This is a genomic window from Castellaniella sp. (genome assembly GCF_047971665.1).
Lineage (GTDB): Bacteria > Pseudomonadota > Gammaproteobacteria > Burkholderiales > Burkholderiaceae_B > Castellaniella.
In genome coordinates, this window is record NZ_JBKEAA010000014.1 from 25,694 (window position 1) to 46,305 (window position 20,612).

General features: G+C 65.0%; 18 protein-coding genes. 14 read left to right on the forward strand and 4 right to left on the reverse strand.

From position 1 onward, the window contains the following. The first annotated feature begins 5 nt into the window (after positions 1-5). The 13 genes from ACK5JE_RS04790 (at position 6) to ACK5JE_RS04850 (ending at position 14,286) form a co-directional block, all read left to right on the forward strand. Positions 6-617, forward strand: a complete 612-nt coding sequence (locus ACK5JE_RS04790) for an NADH-quinone oxidoreductase subunit C (RefSeq protein WP_416800558.1) — start codon at positions 6-8, stop codon at positions 615-617. Between the two features lies 1 nt (position 618). After that, positions 619-1,872 (forward strand): NADH-quinone oxidoreductase subunit D, encoded by a 1,254-nt coding sequence (locus ACK5JE_RS04795; RefSeq protein ID WP_416800559.1) that lies wholly within the window; start codon positions 619-621, stop codon positions 1,870-1,872. Positions 1,873-1,900: 28 nt separating this feature from the next. Then, on the forward strand, positions 1,901-2,386 hold the full coding sequence (gene nuoE, locus ACK5JE_RS04800; RefSeq protein ID WP_416800560.1) for an NADH-quinone oxidoreductase subunit NuoE: 486 nt from the start codon (positions 1,901-1,903) through the stop codon (positions 2,384-2,386). A gap of 74 nt (positions 2,387-2,460) precedes the next feature. After that, the gene (gene nuoF / locus ACK5JE_RS04805) at positions 2,461-3,750 is read left to right on the forward strand and encodes an NADH-quinone oxidoreductase subunit NuoF (protein ID WP_416800657.1); all 1,290 of its coding nucleotides are present in this window, start codon (positions 2,461-2,463) and stop codon (positions 3,748-3,750) included. A 14-nt stretch (positions 3,751-3,764) separates the two neighbouring features. After that, positions 3,765-6,095 (forward strand): NADH-quinone oxidoreductase subunit NuoG, encoded by a 2,331-nt coding sequence (gene nuoG / locus ACK5JE_RS04810; protein WP_416800561.1) that lies wholly within the window; start codon positions 3,765-3,767, stop codon positions 6,093-6,095. Next, positions 6,095-7,168 carry an NADH-quinone oxidoreductase subunit NuoH gene (gene nuoH, locus ACK5JE_RS04815; RefSeq protein ID WP_416800562.1) on the forward strand — a complete coding sequence of 358 codons (1,074 nt, stop codon included), beginning with the start codon at positions 6,095-6,097 and terminating at the stop codon, positions 7,166-7,168. Before nuoG ends, nuoH begins: the two co-directional genes overlap by 1 nt. 10 nt (positions 7,169-7,178) lie before the next feature. Beyond that, positions 7,179-7,667: an NADH-quinone oxidoreductase subunit NuoI gene (gene nuoI / locus ACK5JE_RS04820; RefSeq protein WP_416800563.1), complete on the forward strand. Its 489-nt coding sequence runs from the start codon at positions 7,179-7,181 to the stop codon at positions 7,665-7,667. A 16-nt stretch (positions 7,668-7,683) separates the two neighbouring features. Continuing rightward, positions 7,684-8,310: an NADH-quinone oxidoreductase subunit J gene (locus tag ACK5JE_RS04825; protein ID WP_416800564.1), complete on the forward strand. Its 627-nt coding sequence runs from the start codon at positions 7,684-7,686 to the stop codon at positions 8,308-8,310. Further along, a complete protein-coding gene (gene nuoK / locus ACK5JE_RS04830) occupies positions 8,307-8,615 on the forward strand; it encodes an NADH-quinone oxidoreductase subunit NuoK (RefSeq protein WP_416800565.1) in 309 nt (102 codons plus the stop codon). Before ACK5JE_RS04825 ends, nuoK begins: the two co-directional genes overlap by 4 nt. Before the next feature lie 7 nt (positions 8,616-8,622). After that, positions 8,623-10,734, forward strand: a complete 2,112-nt coding sequence (gene nuoL, locus ACK5JE_RS04835; protein WP_416800566.1) for an NADH-quinone oxidoreductase subunit L — start codon at positions 8,623-8,625, stop codon at positions 10,732-10,734. Positions 10,735-10,745: 11 nt separating this feature from the next. Further along, positions 10,746-12,233, forward strand: a complete 1,488-nt coding sequence (locus tag ACK5JE_RS04840) for an NADH-quinone oxidoreductase subunit M (RefSeq protein ID WP_416800567.1) — start codon at positions 10,746-10,748, stop codon at positions 12,231-12,233. Between the two features lie 12 nt (positions 12,234-12,245). Continuing rightward, positions 12,246-13,724 carry an NADH-quinone oxidoreductase subunit NuoN gene (gene nuoN / locus ACK5JE_RS04845; RefSeq protein ID WP_416800568.1) on the forward strand — a complete coding sequence of 493 codons (1,479 nt, stop codon included), beginning with the start codon at positions 12,246-12,248 and terminating at the stop codon, positions 13,722-13,724. 295 nt (positions 13,725-14,019) lie between these two features. Further along, complete coding sequence (locus ACK5JE_RS04850; RefSeq protein ID WP_416800658.1) at positions 14,020-14,286, forward strand: DUF2818 family protein; 267 nt, start codon at positions 14,020-14,022, stop codon at positions 14,284-14,286. A 55-nt stretch (positions 14,287-14,341) separates the two neighbouring features. Here ACK5JE_RS04850 and ACK5JE_RS04855 read toward each other — a convergent pair whose 3' ends face one another. Further along, positions 14,342-15,463, reverse strand: a complete 1,122-nt coding sequence (locus ACK5JE_RS04855) for an alpha-hydroxy acid oxidase (protein ID WP_416800569.1) — start codon at positions 15,461-15,463, stop codon at positions 14,342-14,344. A gap of 188 nt (positions 15,464-15,651) precedes the next feature. On the opposite strand from ACK5JE_RS04855, the gene serB reads away from it, so the two are divergent. Further along, a complete protein-coding gene (gene serB, locus ACK5JE_RS04860; protein WP_416800570.1) occupies positions 15,652-16,503 on the forward strand; it encodes a phosphoserine phosphatase SerB in 852 nt (283 codons plus the stop codon). A gap of 10 nt (positions 16,504-16,513) precedes the next feature. Here the strand turns inward: serB and ACK5JE_RS04865 are convergent, their stop codons facing one another. The 3 genes from ACK5JE_RS04865 to ACK5JE_RS04875 all read right to left on the reverse strand — a co-directional run bounded on the left by ACK5JE_RS04865 (position 16,514) and on the right by ACK5JE_RS04875 (position 20,429). Next, a complete protein-coding gene (locus tag ACK5JE_RS04865) occupies positions 16,514-17,194 on the reverse strand; it encodes a Fe2+-dependent dioxygenase (RefSeq protein WP_416800571.1) in 681 nt (226 codons plus the stop codon). Between the two features lie 11 nt (positions 17,195-17,205). Then, positions 17,206-18,045, reverse strand: a complete 840-nt coding sequence (locus ACK5JE_RS04870; RefSeq protein WP_416800659.1) for a tetratricopeptide repeat protein — start codon at positions 18,043-18,045, stop codon at positions 17,206-17,208. 140 nt (positions 18,046-18,185) lie between these two features. Continuing rightward, entirely contained in the window at positions 18,186-20,429 is a 2,244-nt protein-coding gene (locus tag ACK5JE_RS04875; RefSeq protein ID WP_416800572.1) for a TonB-dependent receptor, read from the reverse strand. Positions 20,430-20,612 lie beyond the last annotated feature (183 nt).

The following is a 20,612-nucleotide window of genomic DNA, read 5'->3' on the forward strand; positions in this document are numbered from 1 at the left end:
CCGCTATGACACGGCTACAGACATTAGACAAGAATCTGCGCACGGTCCTGGGGGCCTCGGCCGACCTGACCGAGAACCGGGGCGAACTCACGCTGCAGGTGCCCGCCGACGCCTGGGTGGAAACCTGTCGTGTGCTGCGCAATCACGCCAATCTGCGCTTCGAGACCTGTGTCGACCTCTGCGGGGTCGATTATTCCGCCTGGAAGGCGCCCACCTATGCGGCCGGCGATGCGCATCCTCAGCGCTTTGCCGTGGTGATCCATCTGCTGTCGGTGACGCACAACTGGCGCTTGCGGGTGCGGACGTACGCGCCCGACGATGCGTTCCCGGTGGTCGCCTCGCTGGTGGACACCTGGCCGGCGGTCAACTGGTACGAGCGCGAGGCCTTCGATCTGTACGGCATCGTCTTCGAGGGCCATCCCGACCTGCGCCGCATCCTGACGGACTACGGCTTCATCGGCCACCCGTTCCGCAAGGACTTCCCGATTTCGGGCCACGTCGAGATGCGCTACGACCCCGAGCAGAAACGCGTCGTTTATCAACCGGTCACGATCGAGCCGCGCGAGATCACCCCGCGCGTGGTGCGCGAGGATCACTACGGAATAGAGCGGTACTGACATGGCAGAGATCCAGAACTACAACCTGAACTTCGGCCCGCAGCACCCGGCCGCGCACGGGGTGTTGCGCCTGGTGCTCGAACTGGACGGCGAAGTCGTCCAGCGCGCCGACCCGCACATCGGCCTGCTGCATCGCGCCACCGAAAAACTGGCCGAGACCCGCACTTTCCTGCAGACGTTGCCTTACATGGACCGGCTCGATTACGTGTCCATGATGTGCAACGAGCACGCCTATTGCATGGCCGTGGAACGGCTGCTGGGCATCCAGGTGCCGCTGCGCGCGCAGTACATCCGCGTCATGTTCGACGAGATCACGCGCATTCTGAATCACCTGATGTCGCTGGGCTCGCATGCGCTCGACGTGGGCGCCATGGCGGTGTTCCTGTATGCCTTCCGCGAACGCGAGGACCTGATGGACTGCTACGAGGCGGTGTCGGGCGCGCGCATGCATGCGGCCTACTACCGTCCGGGCGGGGTGTACCGTGATCTGCCCGACAGCATGCCTCAATACAGGGGTTCCAAATACCGTTCCGACAAGGAACTGCGGGCCATGAACGAATCGCGTTCGGGCTCGTTGCTGGATTTCATCGAGGACTTCACCAATCGTTTTCCGGCCTGTGTGGACGAATACGAAGTGCTGCTGACCGAAAACCGCATCTGGAAGCAGCGTCTGGTGGACATCGGCGTGGTCTCGCCCGAACGCGCCCTGGCGCTCGGCTTTACCGGTCCCATGCTGCGCGGCTCCGGCATCGAGTGGGACCTGCGCAAGCACCAGCCCTACGAGGCCTACGACCGCGTGGAGTTCGACATCCCCGTGGGCAAGAACGGCGACTGCTACGACCGTTATCTGTGCCGTGTCGCGGAGATGCGCGAATCCAACCGCATCATCCGCCAGTGCGTGGAATGGCTGCGCAACAACCCCGGCCCGGTCATCGTCGAAAACCACAAGGTCGCCCCGCCCAGGCGCGAGCACATGAAATCGGGCATGGAAGACCTGATCCATCATTTCAAGCTCTTCACCGAGGGCATGCATGTGCCTGAAGGCGAGGCCTACGCCGCCGTCGAACACCCCAAGGGCGAGTTCGGCATCTACCTGGTTTCCGACGGGGCCAACAAGCCCTACCGTCTGAAAATCCGCGCGCCGGGTTTCGCCCACCTGCATTCGCTCGAGGAAATGTCCAAGGGTCACATGATCTCCGACGTGGTCACCATCATCGGGACCCAGGACATCGTGTTCGGCGAGATCGATCGCTAGCCGTGCGGACATCACAGGGAATCTGATTATGCTGCTTTCCGAACAAGCCTACCGGGACATCGACCGGGAAATCGCCAAATATCCGGTGGACCAGAAGCAGTCCGCCGTCATGGCGGCGCTGACGATCGCCCAGGGCGAACAGGGCTGGGTGTCGCCGGACGTCATCCGCGACGTGGCCGCCTACCTGGGCATGCCGCCGGTCGCCGTCCAGGAAGTCGCGACTTTCTACAACATGTACAACACCAAGCCGGTGGGCCGTTATACGCTGACCATCTGCACCAATCTGCCCTGTGCGCTCCAGGGCGGCACGCAGGCGGCCGAGCACCTCAAGCGTTCGCTGGGCATCGACTTCCACGAAACCACCGCGGACGGCCTGTTCACGCTGGTCGAGGGGGAATGCATGGGCGCCTGCGGCGATGCTCCCGTGATGCTGGCCAATGGCACGCACATGTGCTGCCGCATGCAACCGGAAAAAATCGATGCCCTGATCGGCGCACTGAAGGAATCCGCATGAGCGCTCTGGACGTACTGCAGAAATTCTCCTCGGACGCTTTCTCGCCCGACCTGGGCGGAGATCCCGCCCGCAGCATGATCTTCCACGGCCGCCACATCCAGCCGCAGATCCTGGCCGACCTGGACGGGAACAACTGGGGCATCCGCGACTACATGGCGCGCGGTGGCTATGAGGCCCTCAAGAAAGTCCTCACCGGCATGACGCCCGACGACGTGATCGCCGAGGTCAAGGCATCGAACCTGCGCGGCCGCGGCGGCGCCGGCTTCCCGACGGGGCTCAAGTGGTCCTTCATGCCGCGCAACATCCCCGGCCAGAAATACGTCGTCTGCAACTCGGACGAGGGCGAACCGGGCACGTTCAAGGATCGCGACATCCTGCGCTACAACCCGCACGCCGTAATCGAAGGCATGATCATCGGCGGTTTCGCGATGGGCGCGTCGATGGGCTACAACTACATCCACGGCGAGATCTTCCAGGTCCACCAGCGCTTCGAGCAGGCGCTGGCCGAGGCCCGCGAGGCCGGCTTCCTGGGGGACAATATCCTGGGGTCGGGCTTCAACTTCCAGCTGCACTCGCACCACGGTTTCGGCGCCTACATCTGCGGCGAGGAAACTGCCCTGCTGGAATCCCTCGAGGGCAAAAAAGGCCAGCCGCGCTTCAAGCCGCCGTTCCCGGCCAGCTTCGGCCTGTACGGCAAGCCCACCACGATCAACAACACCGAGACCTTCGCCGCCGTGCCCTGGGTGATCCGCCTGGGGTCCCAGGCCTACGCCGAGCTGGGCATCGAAAAAGCGGGCGGCACCAAGATCTTCTCGATCTCCGGCGATGTCGAGCGCCCCGGCAACTATGAGATCCCGCTGGGCACGCCCTTCGCCAAGCTGCTGGAACTGGCCGGCGGAGTGCGCGGCGGGCGCAAGCTCAAGGCGGTGATCCCGGGCGGTTCTTCGTCCCCGGTGCTGCCGGCCGACACCATGATGCAGACCAACATGGACTACGACTCCATCGCCAAGGCAGGTTCCATGCTGGGGTCGGGCGCCGTCATCGTCATGGACGAGACTCGCTGCATGGTCAAGTCGCTGATGCGGCTGTCGTATTTCTACTTCGAGGAATCTTGTGGCCAGTGCACCCCCTGCCGGGAAGGCACGGGATGGCTGTACCGCATGATGAACCGCATGGAACATGGGCGGGGCACGATGGAAGACATCGAAACCCTTGATTCCGTGGCGCACAACATGATGGGGCGCACGATCTGCGCCCTGGCCGATGCGGCCGCCATGCCCGTGCGCAGCTTCATCAAGCATTTCCGCGACGAATTCGTGCATCACGTGGACCACAAGGACTGCGTGGTTGCCAAGTATCTGTAGGGTCAGGACACGCCATGGTAGAACTCACCATCGACGGGCTTAAGGTCGAAGCCACAGAAGGCAGCATGGTCATCCAGGCCGCCCACGAGGCGGGCCTGTACATTCCCCATTTCTGCTATCACAAAAAACTCAGCATCGCGGCCAATTGCCGCATGTGTCTGGTCGAAGTCGAAAAAGCGCCCAAGGCGCTGCCGGCCTGTGCCACGCCGGTCACCAACGGCATGGTGGTCTATACACGCTCGCCCAAGGCCATCGAGGCCCAGCGCGCGGTCATGGAATTCCTGCTGATCAATCACCCGCTGGATTGCCCGGTCTGCGATCAGGGCGGCGAATGCCAGTTGCAGGATCTGGCCGTGGGCTATGGCGAATCGGCCTCGCGCTACAAGGAAACCAAGCGTGTGGTCTACCACAAGCCCATGGGTCCGCTGATCTCGGCCGAGCAGATGCAGCGCTGCATCCACTGCACCCGCTGCGTGCGTGTGGGCCAGGAAATCAGCGGCTACATGGAAATCGGCATGCTGAACCGCGGCGAGTTCTCCGAAATCACCACGTTCGTGGGCGAGGCCGTGGAATCCGAACTCTCGGGCAACATGATCGACGTCTGCCCGGTCGGCGCGCTGCTGTCCAAGCCCTTCACCATGCATGCCCGCACCTGGGAACTGGCCCGTCGCCGTTCGGTCAGCCCGCACGACAGCGTGGGCGCCAATCTGGTGGTGCAGACCAAGATGGACCGCGTGCTGCGCGTGGTGCCTTTCGAGAACGAGCCGGTCAACGAATGCTGGATCAGCGACCGTGACCGCTTTTCCTACGCCGGCCTGTATTCGGACGACCGCTTGCAGCACCCGATGGTGCGCGGCTGCGACGGCCAGTGGCATGAGGCGTCCTGGTCCGATGCCCTGCAATCCGTGGTCACCGGCCTGAAGCAGGTGCGCGAGGAGGGCGGCGGCGCCCAGATCGGCGCGCTGGCGACCGAGACAGCCACCCTCGAAGAACTCGCCCTGCTGGCGCGCCTGACGCGCGCCCTGGGTTCGGACAATATCGATTTCCGCCTGCGCGGCGATGGCGCGGCCTTCGATGCCGTGCGCTCGGGCGCGCCCTGGCTGGGCCTGCCGATCGCCGACCTGAACACGCTGGACCGTGTGCTGGTGGTCGGTTCCATCCTGCGCAAGGATCATCCGCTGCTGGCGCAGCGCCTGCGCCAGGCGGCCAAGCGCGGCATGCAGCTGTCCCTGGTCGACAGCATCGCCGCCGATCCCCTGGTGCCGGTCGCCGGCCGCCTGACGGTCAAGCCGTCGGCGCTGGTCCAGTCGCTGGCCGAGATCGCCGTCGCGCTGGCCGGACTGAAATCCCGGCCCGTGCCCGAGGGCCTGTCCGGCGTCCAGCCGGGCGAATCCGCGCGCGCCATTGCCGACAGCCTGGCTTCCGGCGAGCGCGTGGCGGTGCTGGTGGGCAATCTGGCGCTGGCTGACGATCAGGCCGCGCAACTGGCGGCCAATGCCCAGGTCGTTGCCAACCTGGCGGGCGGGCGTTTCGGTTTCCTGACCCCGGGCGGCAACACGGTGGGCGGCTACCTGGCGGGCGCCGTGCCGGCCGACGGCGGCCTGGATGCCCGCCGCATGCTGGGCGCCGAGCCGCTCAAGGCCTATCTGGTGCTGCATGCCGAACCGCGCCTGGACAGCGAGCTGGGCGAGCGCGCCGTGCGCGCGCTGCAGGGCTCCGCCATGGCGGTGGCCTTGACGGCCTTCCGCTCGGCGGCCGAGGACTGGGCCGATGTGATGCTGCCGGTCGCGCCCTTCACCGAGACATCCGGCACCTTCGTCAACGCCGAGGGCCGTGTGCAGAGCTTCAAGGGCGTGGCGGCGCCGGTGGGCGATACCCGCCCGGCCTGGAAGGTCCTGCGCGTGCTGGGCAACCTGATGGATCTGCAGGGATTCGACGACGAGACCTCCGAATCGGTGCGCGACATGGTGATGACGGGAGGGCTCGAAGGCCGTCTGTCCAACGAGATCCGTCTGGCGCCGGCCGTGACGGCGCCGGCCGATGGCCTGGAGCGCGTGGCCGAACTGCCCATCTATCGGACCGACGCGCTGGTGCGCCGTTCGCAGCCGCTGCAGGAACACATCAATTCCGCGCCGCCGCGCGCGGCGATGAGTACCGCCACGTTGCAGGCACAGGGTCTGTCGGCCGGAGACGCCGTGCGCGTGTCCACGGCGCACGGCTCGGTCGAACTGGAGGCCGCCCTGGATGACACCGTGGCCGACGGGGCCGTGCGGGTCGCCGGGGCTTTTGAACAGACTGCCGCCTTGGGCATGGGCTCGGGCGCAATCCAGGTGGAGCGTTGCTAATGGACTGGCTGAACACCCTCAACGCCTTCGGTGCCGATCTGATCGGCGAGACCCCCTGGCTGGTGGTCTGGACGCTGGTGAAAATCGTCGTCATCGCCGTGCCCATCATCCTGTGCGTGGCGTACCTGACGTACTGGGAACGCAAGATGATCGCCGCCATGCACGTGCGCCTGGGGCCCACCCGGGTGGGCTATCGCGGTCTGCTGCAGCCCTTTGCCGACGTGTTCAAGCTGCTGACCAAGGAACTGCTGGTACCATCCAAGTCCAATCGCGTACTGTATCTGCTGGCCCCCGTGGTCACGCTGATGCCGGCGCTGGCCGCCTGGGCGGTGATTCCCTTCCAGCCCGAGGTCGTGCTGGCCGACGTCAATGCGGGGCTGCTGTTCATCCTGGCCATCACCTCGCTTGAAGTCTACGGCGTGATCATGGCTGGCTGGGCATCGAATTCCAAATACGCCTTGCTGGGCGCGCTGCGCGCCTCGGCGCAGATGGTGTCCTACGAACTGGGCATCGGCTTTGTCATGGTCACGGTGCTGCTGGTGTCCGGGACGCTGAACATGTCGGGCATCGTCGAGGGCCAGACCGTCGGTTACTTTGCCGGCATGGGCCTGAATTTCCTGTCCTGGAACTGGCTGCCGCTGCTGCCGCTGTTCGTGATCTACGTCGTGTCCTCGGTGGCCGAAACCAACCGCCATCCCTTTGACGTGGTCGAAGGCGAATCGGAAATCGTCGCGGGCCACATGGTGGAATATTCCGGCATGGGCTTCGCGCTGTTCTTCCTGGGCGAATACGCCAACATGATCCTGCTGTCGGCGGTGGCTTCGATCATGTTCCTGGGCGGCTGGGCCGCGCCGCTGGATTTCACGCCCTTCACCTGGGTGCCGGGCTGGCTCTGGCTGGGAATCAAGACCTTCGTGGTGGTGTCCATGTTCATCTGGTTCCGCGCGACCTTTCCGCGCTACCGCTACGATCAGATCATGCGACTTGGCTGGAAGGTCTTCATCCCGCTGACGGGGATCTGGCTGGTGGTGGTGGCGATCTGGATGCAGACGCCCTGGAACATCTGGCAGTAAGGGGTACGAGATGGAAGCGATCAAGGATTTTTTTGGCAGCCTGATGCTCAAGGAAATGCTCGAAGGCATGCGCCTGACGGGCAAATACTTCTTCAAGCGCAAGATCACGCTGCGCTATCCGATGGAAAAGACGCCGGCCTCGCCGCGGTTCCGCGGCCTGCATGCGCAGCGCCGCTACGCCAACGGCGAGGAACGCTGCATCGCCTGCAAACTGTGCGAAGCCGTCTGCCCGGCCCTGGCGATCTCGATCGAATCGCATCAGCGCGAGGACGGCACGCGCCGCACCACGCGCTATGACATCGATCTGACCAAGTGCATCTTCTGCGGCTTCTGCGAAGAAGCCTGTCCCACGGACGCCATCGTGGAGACGCATCTGCACGAATACCATGGCGAAAAGCGCGGTGACCTGTACTACACCAAGGACATGCTGCTGGCCGTGGGCGATCGCTACGAGTCGGAAATCGCCGCCCGACGCGCCGCCGACGCGCCCTACCGTTGAAGCCGGGATACCGATTATGAGTTTCGATACCTTTCTGTTCTACCTCCTGGCCATCGTGCTGGTCGTGGCGGCCTTCCGCGTCATCACGGCCACCAGCCCCGTGACCGGAGTGCTGCACCTGATCCTGACCTTTTTCACCGCGTCGATGATGTGGATGCTGCTCCAGGCGGAATTCCTGGCGCTGACACTGGTGATCGTCTACGTCGGCGCCGTGATGGTGCTGTTCCTGTTCGTCGTCATGATGCTCGACATGCGCACCGAGGGCCTCAAGCAGGGCCTGAAGGTCTACCTCCCGCTGGGCCTGACCATCGGCGGCGTGATGGTGGCGGAGATGGCGTTCGTAGTGCTGCGTTCCTGGGGGGATGCGCCCGCGCTGCCGGAACCGGCCGATGATTTCGACAATACCCTGGCGCTGGGCACAGCGATGTACACCCAGTACGCCTACGCGGTCGAGATCGGCGGCGTGGTGCTGCTGGTCGGCATGATCTGCGCCATTGCCCTGACCCTGCGCAAGCGCACGGACTACAAGCGCACCCAGCCGGGCAAGCAGGTACAGGTGCGTCCCGAGGAACGGATGCGTCTGGTGAGCATTCCGGCGCAGGTCGAAAAGACCGACGAGTCATCCGAAGGAGCCGAAAAATGACCATAGGCCTGAGCCACTACCTGATCATCGGGGCGATCCTGTTCGCCATGGGCGTGTTCGGCTTCTTCCTGAATCGTCGCAATCTCATCGTGCTGCTGATGTCGATCGAACTGATCCTGCTGGCGGCCAACATGAATTTCGTCGCCTTTTCCATCTGGTCGGGCAATCCGGCCGGACAGATCTTCGTGTTCTTCGTGCTGACCGTGGCTGCGGCCGAAGCCGCCATCGGGCTGGCCATCCTGGTGCTGCTGTTCCGCAATCTCAGCACCATCAACGTCGACAAGCTCGACCAGCTGAAGGGGTAGTCACGCCATGTCCGCACATAACCTGTATCTCCTGATTGCCCTGGCGCCGCTGGTCACTGCTGTGATCGCCGGCTTCTTCGGCACGGGCTTTCTCGGGTCGTGGCTGGGGCGCCGCGGCTCGCACCTGCTGACCATCCTCGGGGTGGCAGTATCCTTTGCCGGTTCGCTGCTGGTGTTGCAGCAGGTGCTCGATGGCCAGACCTTCGAGGGCACGGTCTACACCTGGTCCATGATCGGTTCGGTCAAGTTCGAGATCGGCTTCCTGATCGATCCGCTGACGGCGCTGATGATGGTGGTGGTGACTTCCGTGTCGCTGATGGTGCACATCTACACCATCGGCTACATGTCCGACGATCCGGGCTATCAGCGTTTCTTCTCCTATATCTCGTTGTTCACCTTCTCCATGCTGATGCTGGTGATGTCGAACAACATGCTGCAACTGTTCTTCGGCTGGGAGGCCGTCGGCCTGGTGTCCTACCTGCTGATCGGCTTCTACTACGGTCGTCCCTCGGCGGTGTTCGCCAACCTGAAGGCCTTCCTGGTCAACCGCGTCGGTGATTTCGGCTTCGTGCTGGGGATCGGCCTGCTGTACGCCTATACCGGCAGCCTGAACTATGCCGAGGTCTTCGCCCAGGTCGACAAGCTCTCCGGCCTGCTGTTCCCGGGCACGCAATGGCATCTGCTGACCGTGGTCTGCCTGGCGCTGTTCGTGGGCGCCATGGGGAAATCGGCCCAGGCGCCGCTGCATGTCTGGCTGCCCGACTCCATGGAAGGCCCGACACCGATCTCCGCCCTGATCCACGCCGCCACCATGGTGACGGCCGGGATCTTCATGGTGGCCCGCTTCTCGCCCGTGTTCGAGATGTCGCCCACGGCGCTGTCGGTCATCATCGTGATCGGCGCCTTTGGCGCGCTGTTCCTGGGCATCCTCGGGGTGGTGCAGAACGACATCAAGCGCGTGGTGGCCTATTCCACGCTGTCGCAGCTGGGCTACATGACGGTGGCGCTGGGCGCCTCGGCCTACCCGGTGGCGATCTTCCACCTGATGACGCACGCCTTCTTCAAGGCGCTGCTGTTCCTGGGTTCCGGCTCGGTCATCCTGGGCATGCACCACGACCAGGACATGCGCCACATGGGCGGCCTGCGCAAATACATGCCGATCACCTGGATCACCATGCTGATCGGCACGCTGGCCCTGGTGGGCACGCCGTTCTTCTCCGGCTTCTACTCCAAGGAACACATCATCGAGGCGGCCGGCGCGGCCGGGGTCTGGGGGGCGAATTTCGCCTACTACGCGACGCTGTGCGGCGTGTTCGTGACCTCGCTGTATTCCTTCCGCCTGTATTTCCTGGTCTTCCACGGCAAGGAACGCTTCGATACCGTGCATGGTCCGGCGCATGTGCATCACGACGAAGGCCGCACGCTGGCGGTCCACGGTCACGAGGCGCACGGTCATGACGCCCAGGGTCACGGCGCGAGCCATGACGGCCACGGCGACCATGCGCATGGCGATCACGGCCACGATGCGCATCATGGTGGCCTGCCCAAGGAATCGCCCTGGGTGGTGACGCTGCCGCTGGTCCTGCTGGCGGTGATGTCGGTGGTGGCCGGGATCTGGTTCATCGACCCGTTGCTGTTCAATGGCTTCTTCGGCAAGAGCATCACGGTGGCCGCTCACCATCCCGCCATGGCCGAGCTGGCCGAGGAATGGCAGGGCTGGATCGCCTTCGCGGTGCATGGCTTCTCGACCGTGCCGTTCATGTTGCTGGTGGCCGGTTTCGTGGTGGCCTGGTACTGCTGGCTGGTGAACCCGTCGGTGCCCGCCGCGCTGGCGCGCGGCCTGGCGCCGGTCTACCGCCTGCTGGACAACAAGTACTACTTCGACTGGTTCAATGAGAACGTCATCGCCCGCTTTGCCCGTGCCCTGGGGCGCGGCCTCTGGCAGGGCGGCGACCGTGGCATCATCGATGGCCTGATCGTCAACGGCAGCGCGCGTCTGGTGGGGGCTGCGGCCGCCGCCGCCCGCCTGCTGCAGTCCGGCTACATCTATCACTACGCCTTCGCCATGATCATCGGCATCATGGTGTTTCTCACATTCTTCATCTTGATGGTTCACTGATGGCTAGCGAAATGGCGTCCACTACACTCCCCTGGCTGACCCTCTCGATCTTCGTCCCGATCTTCTTCGGGCTGCTGGTGCTGCTGATCGGCCGGGACGACAATCCGGGGCCCGCCCGGGTGCTGTCTCTGGTCGGCTCGATTGCCGGGCTGCTGGTGACCATTCCCCTGTACACCGGCTTCAACGCGGATACGGCCGACATGCAGTTCGTCGAAAAGACTCCGTGGATCGAGGCCTTCAACCTCAACTATCACCTGGGGATCGACGGCATCTCGGTCTGGTTCGTGCTGCTGACCGCCTTCATCACCATCATCGTGGTGCTGGCCGGCTGGGAGATCATCAAATCGCGCGTGTCGCAGTACATGGCCTCGTTCCTGATCCTGTCGGGCCTGATGATCGGGGTGTTCTGCGCCCTGGACGGCATGCTGTTCTACGTGTTCTTCGAGGCCACCCTGATTCCGATGTACATCATCATCGGCGCCTGGGGCGGTCCGAACCGCGTGTACGCGGCATTCAAGTTCTTCCTCTACACGCTGATGGGCTCGTTGCTGACCCTGATCGCCTTCATCTACCTGTGGCACGCCTCGGGCGGGTCCTTCGATGTGGCGACCTGGCAGAAACTGCCACTGGACTACACCGAGCAGATCCTCATCTTCGTGGCGCTGCTGGCGGCTTTCGCGGTCAAGGTGCCGATGTGGCCGGTGCATACCTGGCTGCCCGACGCCCACGTCGAGGCCCCCACGGGCGGCTCCATCGTGCTGGCGGCCATCATGCTCAAGCTCGGCGCCTATGCTTTCCTGCGCTTCTCGCTGCCGATCGCGCCGGACGCTTCGCACAGCCTGGCCGGCCTGATGATCGCGCTGTCGCTGATCGCGGTGATCTACATCGGCCTGGTCGCCATCGTCCAGGACGACATGAAAAAACTCGTCGCCTATTCATCCGTGGCGCACATGGGTTTCGTGACCCTGGGGTTCTTCCTGTTCAATGTCACGGGTCTCGAGGGCGCCATCATCCAGATGATCTCGCACGGCTTCGTGTCGGGCGCGATGTTCATGTGCATCGGCGTGATGTATGACCGGCTGCACACGCGCCGCATTGACGCCTATGGCGGGGTGGTGCACCGCATGCCGCGCTTCGTCACGTATTTCGTGCTGTTTTCCATGGCCAATGCGGGACTGCCGGGCACCAGCGGCTTCATCGGTGAGTTCACGGTGATCCTGGGCGCGGTGCAGTACAACTTCTGGATCGGGCTGCTGGCCGCCACGGCGCTGATCTGGGGCGCGGGCTATTCGCTGTGGATGGTCAAGCGCGTGGCCTTCGGGCCCGTGGCCAACGAGCAGGTCGACGGCATGTCCGACCTGTGCAGCCGCGAGTTCCTGATCCTGGGCCTGCTGGCCATCCTGACGCTGTTCATGGGCATCTATCCCAAGCCCTTCACGGACCTGATGCATCCCTCGGTGCAAGCCTTGCTGCAGCACGTGTCCATCTCGAAACTGTAGGCCTGAACCACTATGCAAAATCTTTTCGACTTCGCGCTGGCGACTCCCGAGATCGTTCTGCTGGTGCTGACCGGGGCCGTGCTGCTGATCGATGCCTTCGGCAACGAACCGACGCGGCGCATGACGTTCATGCTGACCATGGGCACCGTGCTGGTCGCCGTGCTGGTGTCCTGGGGGCAATGGGGCGAGGCCACGCAGGGCCGCACTTTCGGCAGCCTGTACGTGGCGGATTCCCTGGGCCATTTCCTCAAGATCCTGTCGGCCATCGCCGTGGGCGTGACGCTGATCTACGGTCGCGCCTACGCCGAGAAACGCGACATGGTGGCGCGCGGCGGCGAGATGTATTCCCTGGCGCTGCTGGCGTTGCTGGGCGAGTTCGTGATGATCTCGGCCGGCAGCATGCTGACGGTGTACCTGGGCGTTGAGCTGATGTCCTTCGCGCTGTACGGTCTGGTCGCCCTGCGCCGGGATCATCTGGCCTCGACCGAGGCCGCGATGAAATACTATGTGCTGGGCTGCCTGGCCTCCGGCATCCTGCTCTATGGCATGTCCATGATCTACGGCGCCACCGGACAGCTGGGGCTGGCCGAGATCGGCCAGGTGATCCGCGAGGGCGGCGCCGATCGCATGCCGCTGGTGTTCGGCGTGGTGTTCATCGTCTCGGGACTGGCCTTCAAGATGACGGCCGCGCCTTTCCACATGTGGACGCCCGACGTCTATCAGGGCGCGCCGACCACGGTCACGCTGCTGGTGGGCTCGGCGCCGAAGTTCGCGGCCTTCGTCATCACGCTGCGCCTGCTGATCGATGCGCTGCATGGCATCGCCGTGGACTGGCAGCCGATGTTGCTGATCCTGGCCGTGCTGTCGCTGGCCGTCGGCAATATCGTGGCCATCGCCCAGACCAACTTCAAGCGCATGCTGGCCTATTCGACCATCGGTCAGATGGGCTTCGTGTTCCTGGGGCTGATGTCCGGCGTCTATGACGGCCAGGCCAGCGTTGCAGCCTACGGCTCTTCGCTGTTCTATGTGGTCATCTATGTGCTGACCACGCTGTCCACGTTCGGACTGATCCTGCTGCTGTCGCGCCAGGGCTTCGAATGCGAGGAGATCTCCGACCTCAAGGGCCTGAACCGCCGCAATCCGCTGCTGGCCGGCGTGCTGCTGCTGTCCATGTTCTCGCTGGCCGGCATCCCGCCGCTGGCGGGCTTCTACGCCAAGCTGGTCGTGCTGCAGGCGGTGGTCGGCGCCGGTCATGTCTGGCTGGCCGTGTTCGCCGTGATGTGTTCGCTGATCGGCGCCTTCTACTACCTGCGCGTGGTCAAGACGGCCTATTTCGACGAACCCGAGGACCATGTCAAGCTGGGTTCGGGCACGCTGGCCACTCGCGGCGTGATGTCGCTGAACGGCCTGCTGGTGATCGGCCTGGGCATTCTGCCCGGCGGTCTGATGTCCCTGTGCGTGGATGTCATCCGGCAGTCGCTGACTTTCTGATCCGGCAGCCGTACCGATGTCCCTGACGGCTGCGGTCTGGATCGTCATCCTCTGCGCTCTGGTGATGGCCAACCTGCCGTTCCTGCTGGAACGGCGGCTGGCGCCATGGCCCTGGAGCGCCGGATGCGCCGCGTATTCCGGGCCGACGCGCTGGGGGCTGGGCCTGATCTTTCTGGCTGCCCTGGGCCTGTGGTCCTGGGGCACGCTCAAGCTGGTGGGCGGGTCCTTTGCCGGTGGCGGCGCCACCACGGGGCTGTTCCTCCTGAAACTGCTGTTCAGCCTGCTGACCGCCGGTTTGCTGCTGGCGCTGCCGGGCTGGCGCCGGACCCCGTCCGGCGCCGATGCCCCGGCGAAGGCGGGCGTGAAATCCTTTTTCGACCGCCTGCTGGAGGTCCTGGTGGGCTATGTGCTGGTCGGGACACTGGGATTCGCGCTGGAACTGAATCTGGGCAATGCCTTTCCCCAGCGCTGGGAATTCTATGCCGTGACTTTGTCGTTGTTCCTGGTGCTGGGCTATCCCGGGTTCGTCTGGCGCTACATGCTGCGCCGCCGTTCGCGCTGATCTGCTGGCGCTGACGCGCGGATCCATGCGCTGGGGCATGCCCCGCGCCCGCTGTTCATTCCTTAGGGACTTCCAGCCCCAGACCCCGGGCGTCGGGCGGCCACAGGACGTCCGCGCTGATATCGGCCAGCGTGCGGCAGCCCGTCAGGGCCATCGCGACTTCCAGTTCTCCGCGCAGCACCTGGATCAGATGCGCCAGGGCGGGCGCCCCCCCCGCTGTCAGGGCGTGCAGGACGGGACGGCCGATCAGCACTCCCCGGGCGCCCAGCGCCAGCGCCTTGAGAATGTCCGTGCCCCGGCGAATGCCGCCATCCACCAGAAGCGGGATACGGTTCGCCACGGCCCGCGCCACAGCGGGCAGCGCTTCGCAGGTGGAGGGCAGGGTATCGAGGCAGCGGCCGCCGTGATTGGACACGATCAGACCGTCGATGCCGCAGCCCAGGGCACGGCGCGCGTCCTGTGCATCCAGCACGCCTTTCAGCCACAGAGGCGTGTCATCGGGCAGATGGTGACGCAGCCAGGTCACGTCGTCCCAGGTGGGCGCAGCATCCAGCAATCCGCTGTCGAACAGCGGGCTGCCACCCGGGGCGGCGGGCCGGGCGGCCGGTGGTGACAGGCCTTCCAGATGCACGGCGCGCAGCGTGTCGGGCACGCGAAAACCACTGCGCTGTTCAGCGTTGCGCACCCCGTTGACAGGGGCGTCCACCGTCAGCACCAGGGCGCGGGCCCCGGCTTGCAGCGCCCGGGACGCCAGCGCCAGCGTGTCCTCGCGGCAGGCCTGGGCATAGAGCTGGAACCACAACAGGGGCGGCTGCGGCAGAGCGGACAGCGTTTCGATGGCCGTGCCCGATTGGGCGCTCAGAATGTAGGATGTGCCGGTGGCCGCCGCAGCCAGGGCGGTGGCAGTCTCGCCATCGGGATGGACCAGGCCGTGCCAGGCGGTGGGCGCGATCAGGATCGGATGCGCCAGGGTCTGACCACAGAGCGTCAGCCGGGTGTGGGCGTCGCTCAGAGGGCGCAGCACATGGCTGCGCAGTCGCAGGGCCCGCCAGGCATCGAGATTGGCCCGGGCCGTGTGCGCGTCGGCGCCGCCGGAATCCAGCCAGGAGCGGATGGCCGGTTCGAGACGCTTGCCGGCCAGGTCGGCATAGTCCTGGGCGCAGAGGGGATCAGTCATGAGGGATTCCGGAGAGACGGGTGAAAAATGCCGGCCGCCCGCGCCGTGCGATGCATGGACTGGCAAGCCATGGGTCGTGATCTTGCGCGCGCGATCGAGTGCCGGGTCAGTCGTCCGGGGCCGGTCCGCAGGCGGCGGGGGCCGGACAGACGGTAAAATGGCCGCGCTGAATCCCGAGGACATTCCCCATGGCACATATCATTTTGCAGGCGCCGCGTCTGGCGGCAGCCGACATCGAACGGCTGGCGGCCGTGGCCTGCGCGGGCGGCGTTCAGGAATTGGGGCCCACGGCCGTGCGCCTGCTGGAGGTGGATCCGGGCTGCCGGGACGAGGCGCTGGCACAGGCGGCGGCGGTTCGCATGGATGCCGCCTGGCTGGACACAGTGCATCGTCTGGGCGACTGCCGGGTGCTGGCCATGGACATGGACTCCACGCTGGTCAATATCGAATGCATCGATGAGATCGCCGACGCGGCGGGCCGCAAGGCTGAGGTCGCCGCGATCACCGAGGCGGCCATGCGAGGCGAGATCAAGGATTTCTCCGAGAGCCTGCGCCGCCGGGTGGCGCTGCTGCGTGGTGTGCCGGAAACCGCGCTGGAACAGGTCTTTGCCCAGCGCCTGCGGCTCAATCCCGGCGCCGAGCGGCTCATCGAGGTCGTCCGGGCGCATGGCCTGAAGACGATCCTGGTATCCGGCGGGTTCACGTTCTTTACCGAGCGGTTGCGCCGGGGGCTGGCGCTGGATGAGGCGCATGCGAACACCCTGGAGGTCGTGGACGGGATGCTGACGGGCCGGGTGCTGGGCGACATCGTCGATGGTGCCGCCAAGGCGCGCTATGTGCAGGCGCTGATCGAAGCCACGGGCGCGGCGCCGGAACAGGTCATTGTGCTGGGCGATGGCTCCAACGACCTGCCGATGATGGCGCAGGCTTACTACTCGGTGGCCTATCGAGCCAAGCCCGTGGTGCGCGCCCAGGCGCGTTTCGCGCTGGATCACAGTCCCCTGGACGCGGTGTTGAACTGGTTCCGGCTGCGGCATTAGCGAGGACGCCCTACAGCTCCGACCACATGCGCAGCAGGTTGTGATAGACCCCGGTGAGCTGGGCGACGGTCTCGGAGTCGGCGCCCGCCTGAATCAGGCGCTGGATGGCGATGTCCTGGTTCAGCAGCAGTGCGCGGCGGCTGTCGTCGCGCACCAGGCTCTGGGTCCAGAAGAACGCGCCGTAGCGCACCCCCCGGGTGACGGGCGTGACGCGATGCAGGCTGGTGCCGGGATAGACCACGGCGTGCCCGGCGGGCAGCCTGACGCGTTGATCGCCGTAGGTGTCCTGAATGATCAGTTCGCCGCCTTCGTATTCGTCCGGGTCGCTGAAAAAGACCGTGGTGGAGACGTCGGTGCGGATGCGTTCCGCTCCCCCCGGGACCTGGAAGATCGCATTGTCGATATGGAACCCGTAGTGCTCGCCGCCTTCGTAGCGATTGAATCGCGGCGGCAGGATGCGTTCGGGCAGGGCGGCGGACTGGAAGACGGGATGCTGGCTCAACGCCTGCACGATCCGCGCACCGATCCGGCGGCCCGTCGAGTCGTCGAGCGCAAGTTGACGATTGGCCTTGATGTGGGTGGCCACGTGACCTGCTGTGCGGCGGCCGTCCGTCCAGGGCGCTGCTTCCAGCTCGGCGCGGCACTGGCGTACTTCGTCGGGGGTCAGTAATTCAGGAATGGCGATCAGCATGAGGGGATCGATCAGGAGGATTGATTGGAGACGGGCGCATGGATGCGTGGTGCGGGCACACCGGCGCCAGGCGCCGGCGTGCCCGGGTGCTGTGCATAGTGCAGGATCAGACGCTGGATCGTGGCGATCGCCTCGGGCGTCGGCGCGGGGCCGTTGCGACTTGTTGCGTCGATCCAGGATTGCAGCCATGCGGCAGCCTTGCGCAGAAAGGCCGGCGTGGCGGTCTCGGGGATCCTCGCCAGCCAGGGGAGGGCATCGCCCACCTGGCCGCGCGCGATGAACAGGCGGGCAGTGTTGAACTGGCCCCGGAAATCGCCCCCCCGGGCCGCTTCCAGGTAATGCGCCAGGGCGGTCTCCTCATCCTGTTCCACGACCCAGCCGTCTTCGTAGAAACTGCCGATCATGTTGCTGGATTTGGCGTGGCCCGCCGCGGCCGCCCGGCGGAACCAGTCCAGCGCGGCGGCGCGGTCCTGGGTCACGCCCTGGCCCAGGGTCAGGGCGGTGGCGTAGTTGTACATGCCCCAGTCCAGACCGCCCAGCGCCGCCAGGCGAAACCAGTAGGCGGCCAGCAGGGGGTTGGCCGGCACTCCCCAGCCGTGTGCGTGACACTGGCCCAGCATGTTCAGGGACATGGGGTCATTCTTGCGGGCTGCATGCTCGAACCATTGCACGGCCTGGGCCGGATCGCGTGCGACGCCGTGGCCATCGAGCAACCATTGGCCATAGACCAGCTGCGCTTGCGCGACGCCGCCCTCGGCCGCCGCGCGCAGGGTCGCGGCGGCCTGTTCGGGCGGACCGTCCAGAATGCGCTGCAGATTGGCTGCCAGGGTGTCGTCAGGCGCCTGGTTGATGGCACGGCTGTCCAGCGCACAGGCCGAAGGCGCAATGCCTTCGGCCTGTGACGGGGTCACCGTGAGCGCCGGCCCGGAGCGGGCCGGCGTCCGGCGCGGGCGGGCCGCGCCGGGTGTCAGTGAAGCAAGAGGGCGCACGGTCAGAAGTGCAGGTTCAGGGTGGCCACGGCCGAGCGTCCCGGCGCGATGGAGGCGTAATGAGACGGATAGGCCTTGTCGTAGTAGGTCTCGTTGGACAGGTTGTTCACGTTGATCTGCAGATCAACAGTCTTGTTCACCTGATAGCGCGCCATGGCATCGAAGCGCCAGTAGGACGGGATGCTGATGGTGTTGGCCTCGTTGCCGTACTGCTTGTCCACGTAATAGGCGCCGACGCCAGCCGTCAATTGCGGCGTGAAGGCGTAGGTGTTCCACAGGCTGAAGCTGCTTTCCGGCGTATTGGGGAATGCGTTGCCTTCGTAGGCGCTGTTCGTGCCGTTTTCGCCGATGCGGCTCTTCAGGTAGGTGTAGCCCGCGTAGATCTGCCATGCCGGCGTGAGGTTGCCCGACAGGCCCAGCTCGAAGCCGTCTACGCGCTTGTCGCCCGACATGGCGTAGGTGTTGTCAGGCAGCGTGATGCGCGCATTGGTGGTTTCGACGCGGAACATGGCGGCGGTCAGGCCCAGGCGTCCATCCAGGAAATCCCATTTGGTGCCCAGTTCCAGGGTGCGGTTCTTTTCCGGCGCCAGGTCGGCGGCGTTCTGGCCCACTCCGCCGCGTCCCGGGGTCAGGCTTTGCGTTTCGCTGCCTTCGCCCAGGGTGGCACCGGCCGGTGTCGATGACGTGCCGTAGGAAATGTAGATGCTGCCGTTGGATGCCGGCTTGTAGACCAGGCCCAGCTGATAGTTGAACAGGGTGTCGTGGCGGTCGATGCGGTTTCCGCCGGCCGCGTCCCTGCGCGTCGTGTAGTCATCCACGCGCAGCCCGAGCGTGGCCTGCCAGTGCTCATTGAATTCGATCGTGTCGAAGCCGTAGACCGATTTTGTCAGCGTGCGGGTGTAGGTGGGGTTCCCCGAGGGGCCGCCGTTCAGGGGGTTGACCCAGGGGTCGCTGGGGTCGGGGTCGTAGAGGCTGGTGCAGGTATAGTTGCCGGCCGCGCCGATGCCGTCGGGGCACTTGCTGCTGCCGCGGTCGATGTTCAGGCGGCCCGAGCGGCCGTCCTCGGCCGACAGTTCGATGCCGGTCAGGAACCGGTGCTGCCATTGCCCCGTGCTGAATTCGCCCTGCAGCTCGGTCTGATTGGCCCAGGTGCTGACGCGGCTGTCGCGATTGTTGTTGCGACGCCAGACCAGGCCGTTGTTCACATTGCCCTTGCTGTCGTCAGGCTGCGTCCAGACGTAGCGCTGCGTGCCGCGGGTGTAGCGGGTCGAGTTGCGCAGGGTCAGCCGATCGCTGAAGTCATGCTCGATCTGCAGCGTGCCCATGTCGTTGCGCGTGCGGCGGTAATCGCTTTCCAGACCGTAGAAATTGTCGCGGTCGATATCGGTGATGGGCGTGCGGTCGAAATCGGGGTCGTTCGAGCCCTTGGGTGAAATCGTGTACGGAATCCCGCCGTCCGGCGTATCGTCGGACTCCATGTGAAAATAGCTGAGCGTCACGCGCGTGGGGGTGCCCAGGCCGAAGGTGATCGTCGGCGCCACGCCCCAGCGCTTGTAGTCGACGGCATCGCGGCCGTCCACGTCCTGGCTGTGGTTCATGGCGTTCAGGCGGAAGGCGGTGGTCTCGCCCAGTTGCCAGTTGCTGTCCACAGTCTGACGGAAATAGTTGGCGGTGCCCACGCCCAGGGATACGTCGGTGAAGTCGCGCAGCTTGGCCGTTTTGCTGATCAGGTCGATGCTGCCGCCGGCGCCGCCCCGGCCCGCGAAGGCGCCGTCCGCGCCTTTGATGACTTCGACCTGCTCCAGATTGAAGACCTCGCGGGAGGTGGCGCCGATGTCGCGCATGCCGTCGATGAAGGTGCTGGACTGGGCATCATAGCCGCGGATGAAGGGGCGGTCGCCCAGCGGATTGCCGCCTTCGCCCGCGCCGAACGTGATGCCGGGAGAATTGCGCAGCACATCGGTCAGCGTCGTGGCGGCCTGACTCTGGATCAATTCCTTGGAAATGATCTGCACGGACTTGGCAGTGTCCAGGATGGGCGCGGTGAATTTGTCGGAAGCGGATTCCTTGACCAGGAAAGGCGCGGGCCGCTCGCCCTCGACCTTGATCGGACTGAGCTGGGTCGGGTCCGGTTCCGTTTCCTGGGCCTGGGCTGCCTGGGGCAGCAGGAACAGGCCGGGGGTCGCCAGCGCCGTGGCCAGTCCGCCCGTCAGCTTGCCCGTTCTGAATGCGCGATTTTCTTCCACTCGAATTTCTCCCTGAATTGACAAATGTCATAGAAATAATTCTCAATCAGGAATGGAATTCTAAACAAGAATTGTTCTTAATTCAAATTAAGGAGGAAATATGGAAAAATGATACGGATCAAAGCAAGCGGCCGGTCGGGCAGTGGGCAGGCACGGCCGCCATGTAGGATTGTTCGATCAGAT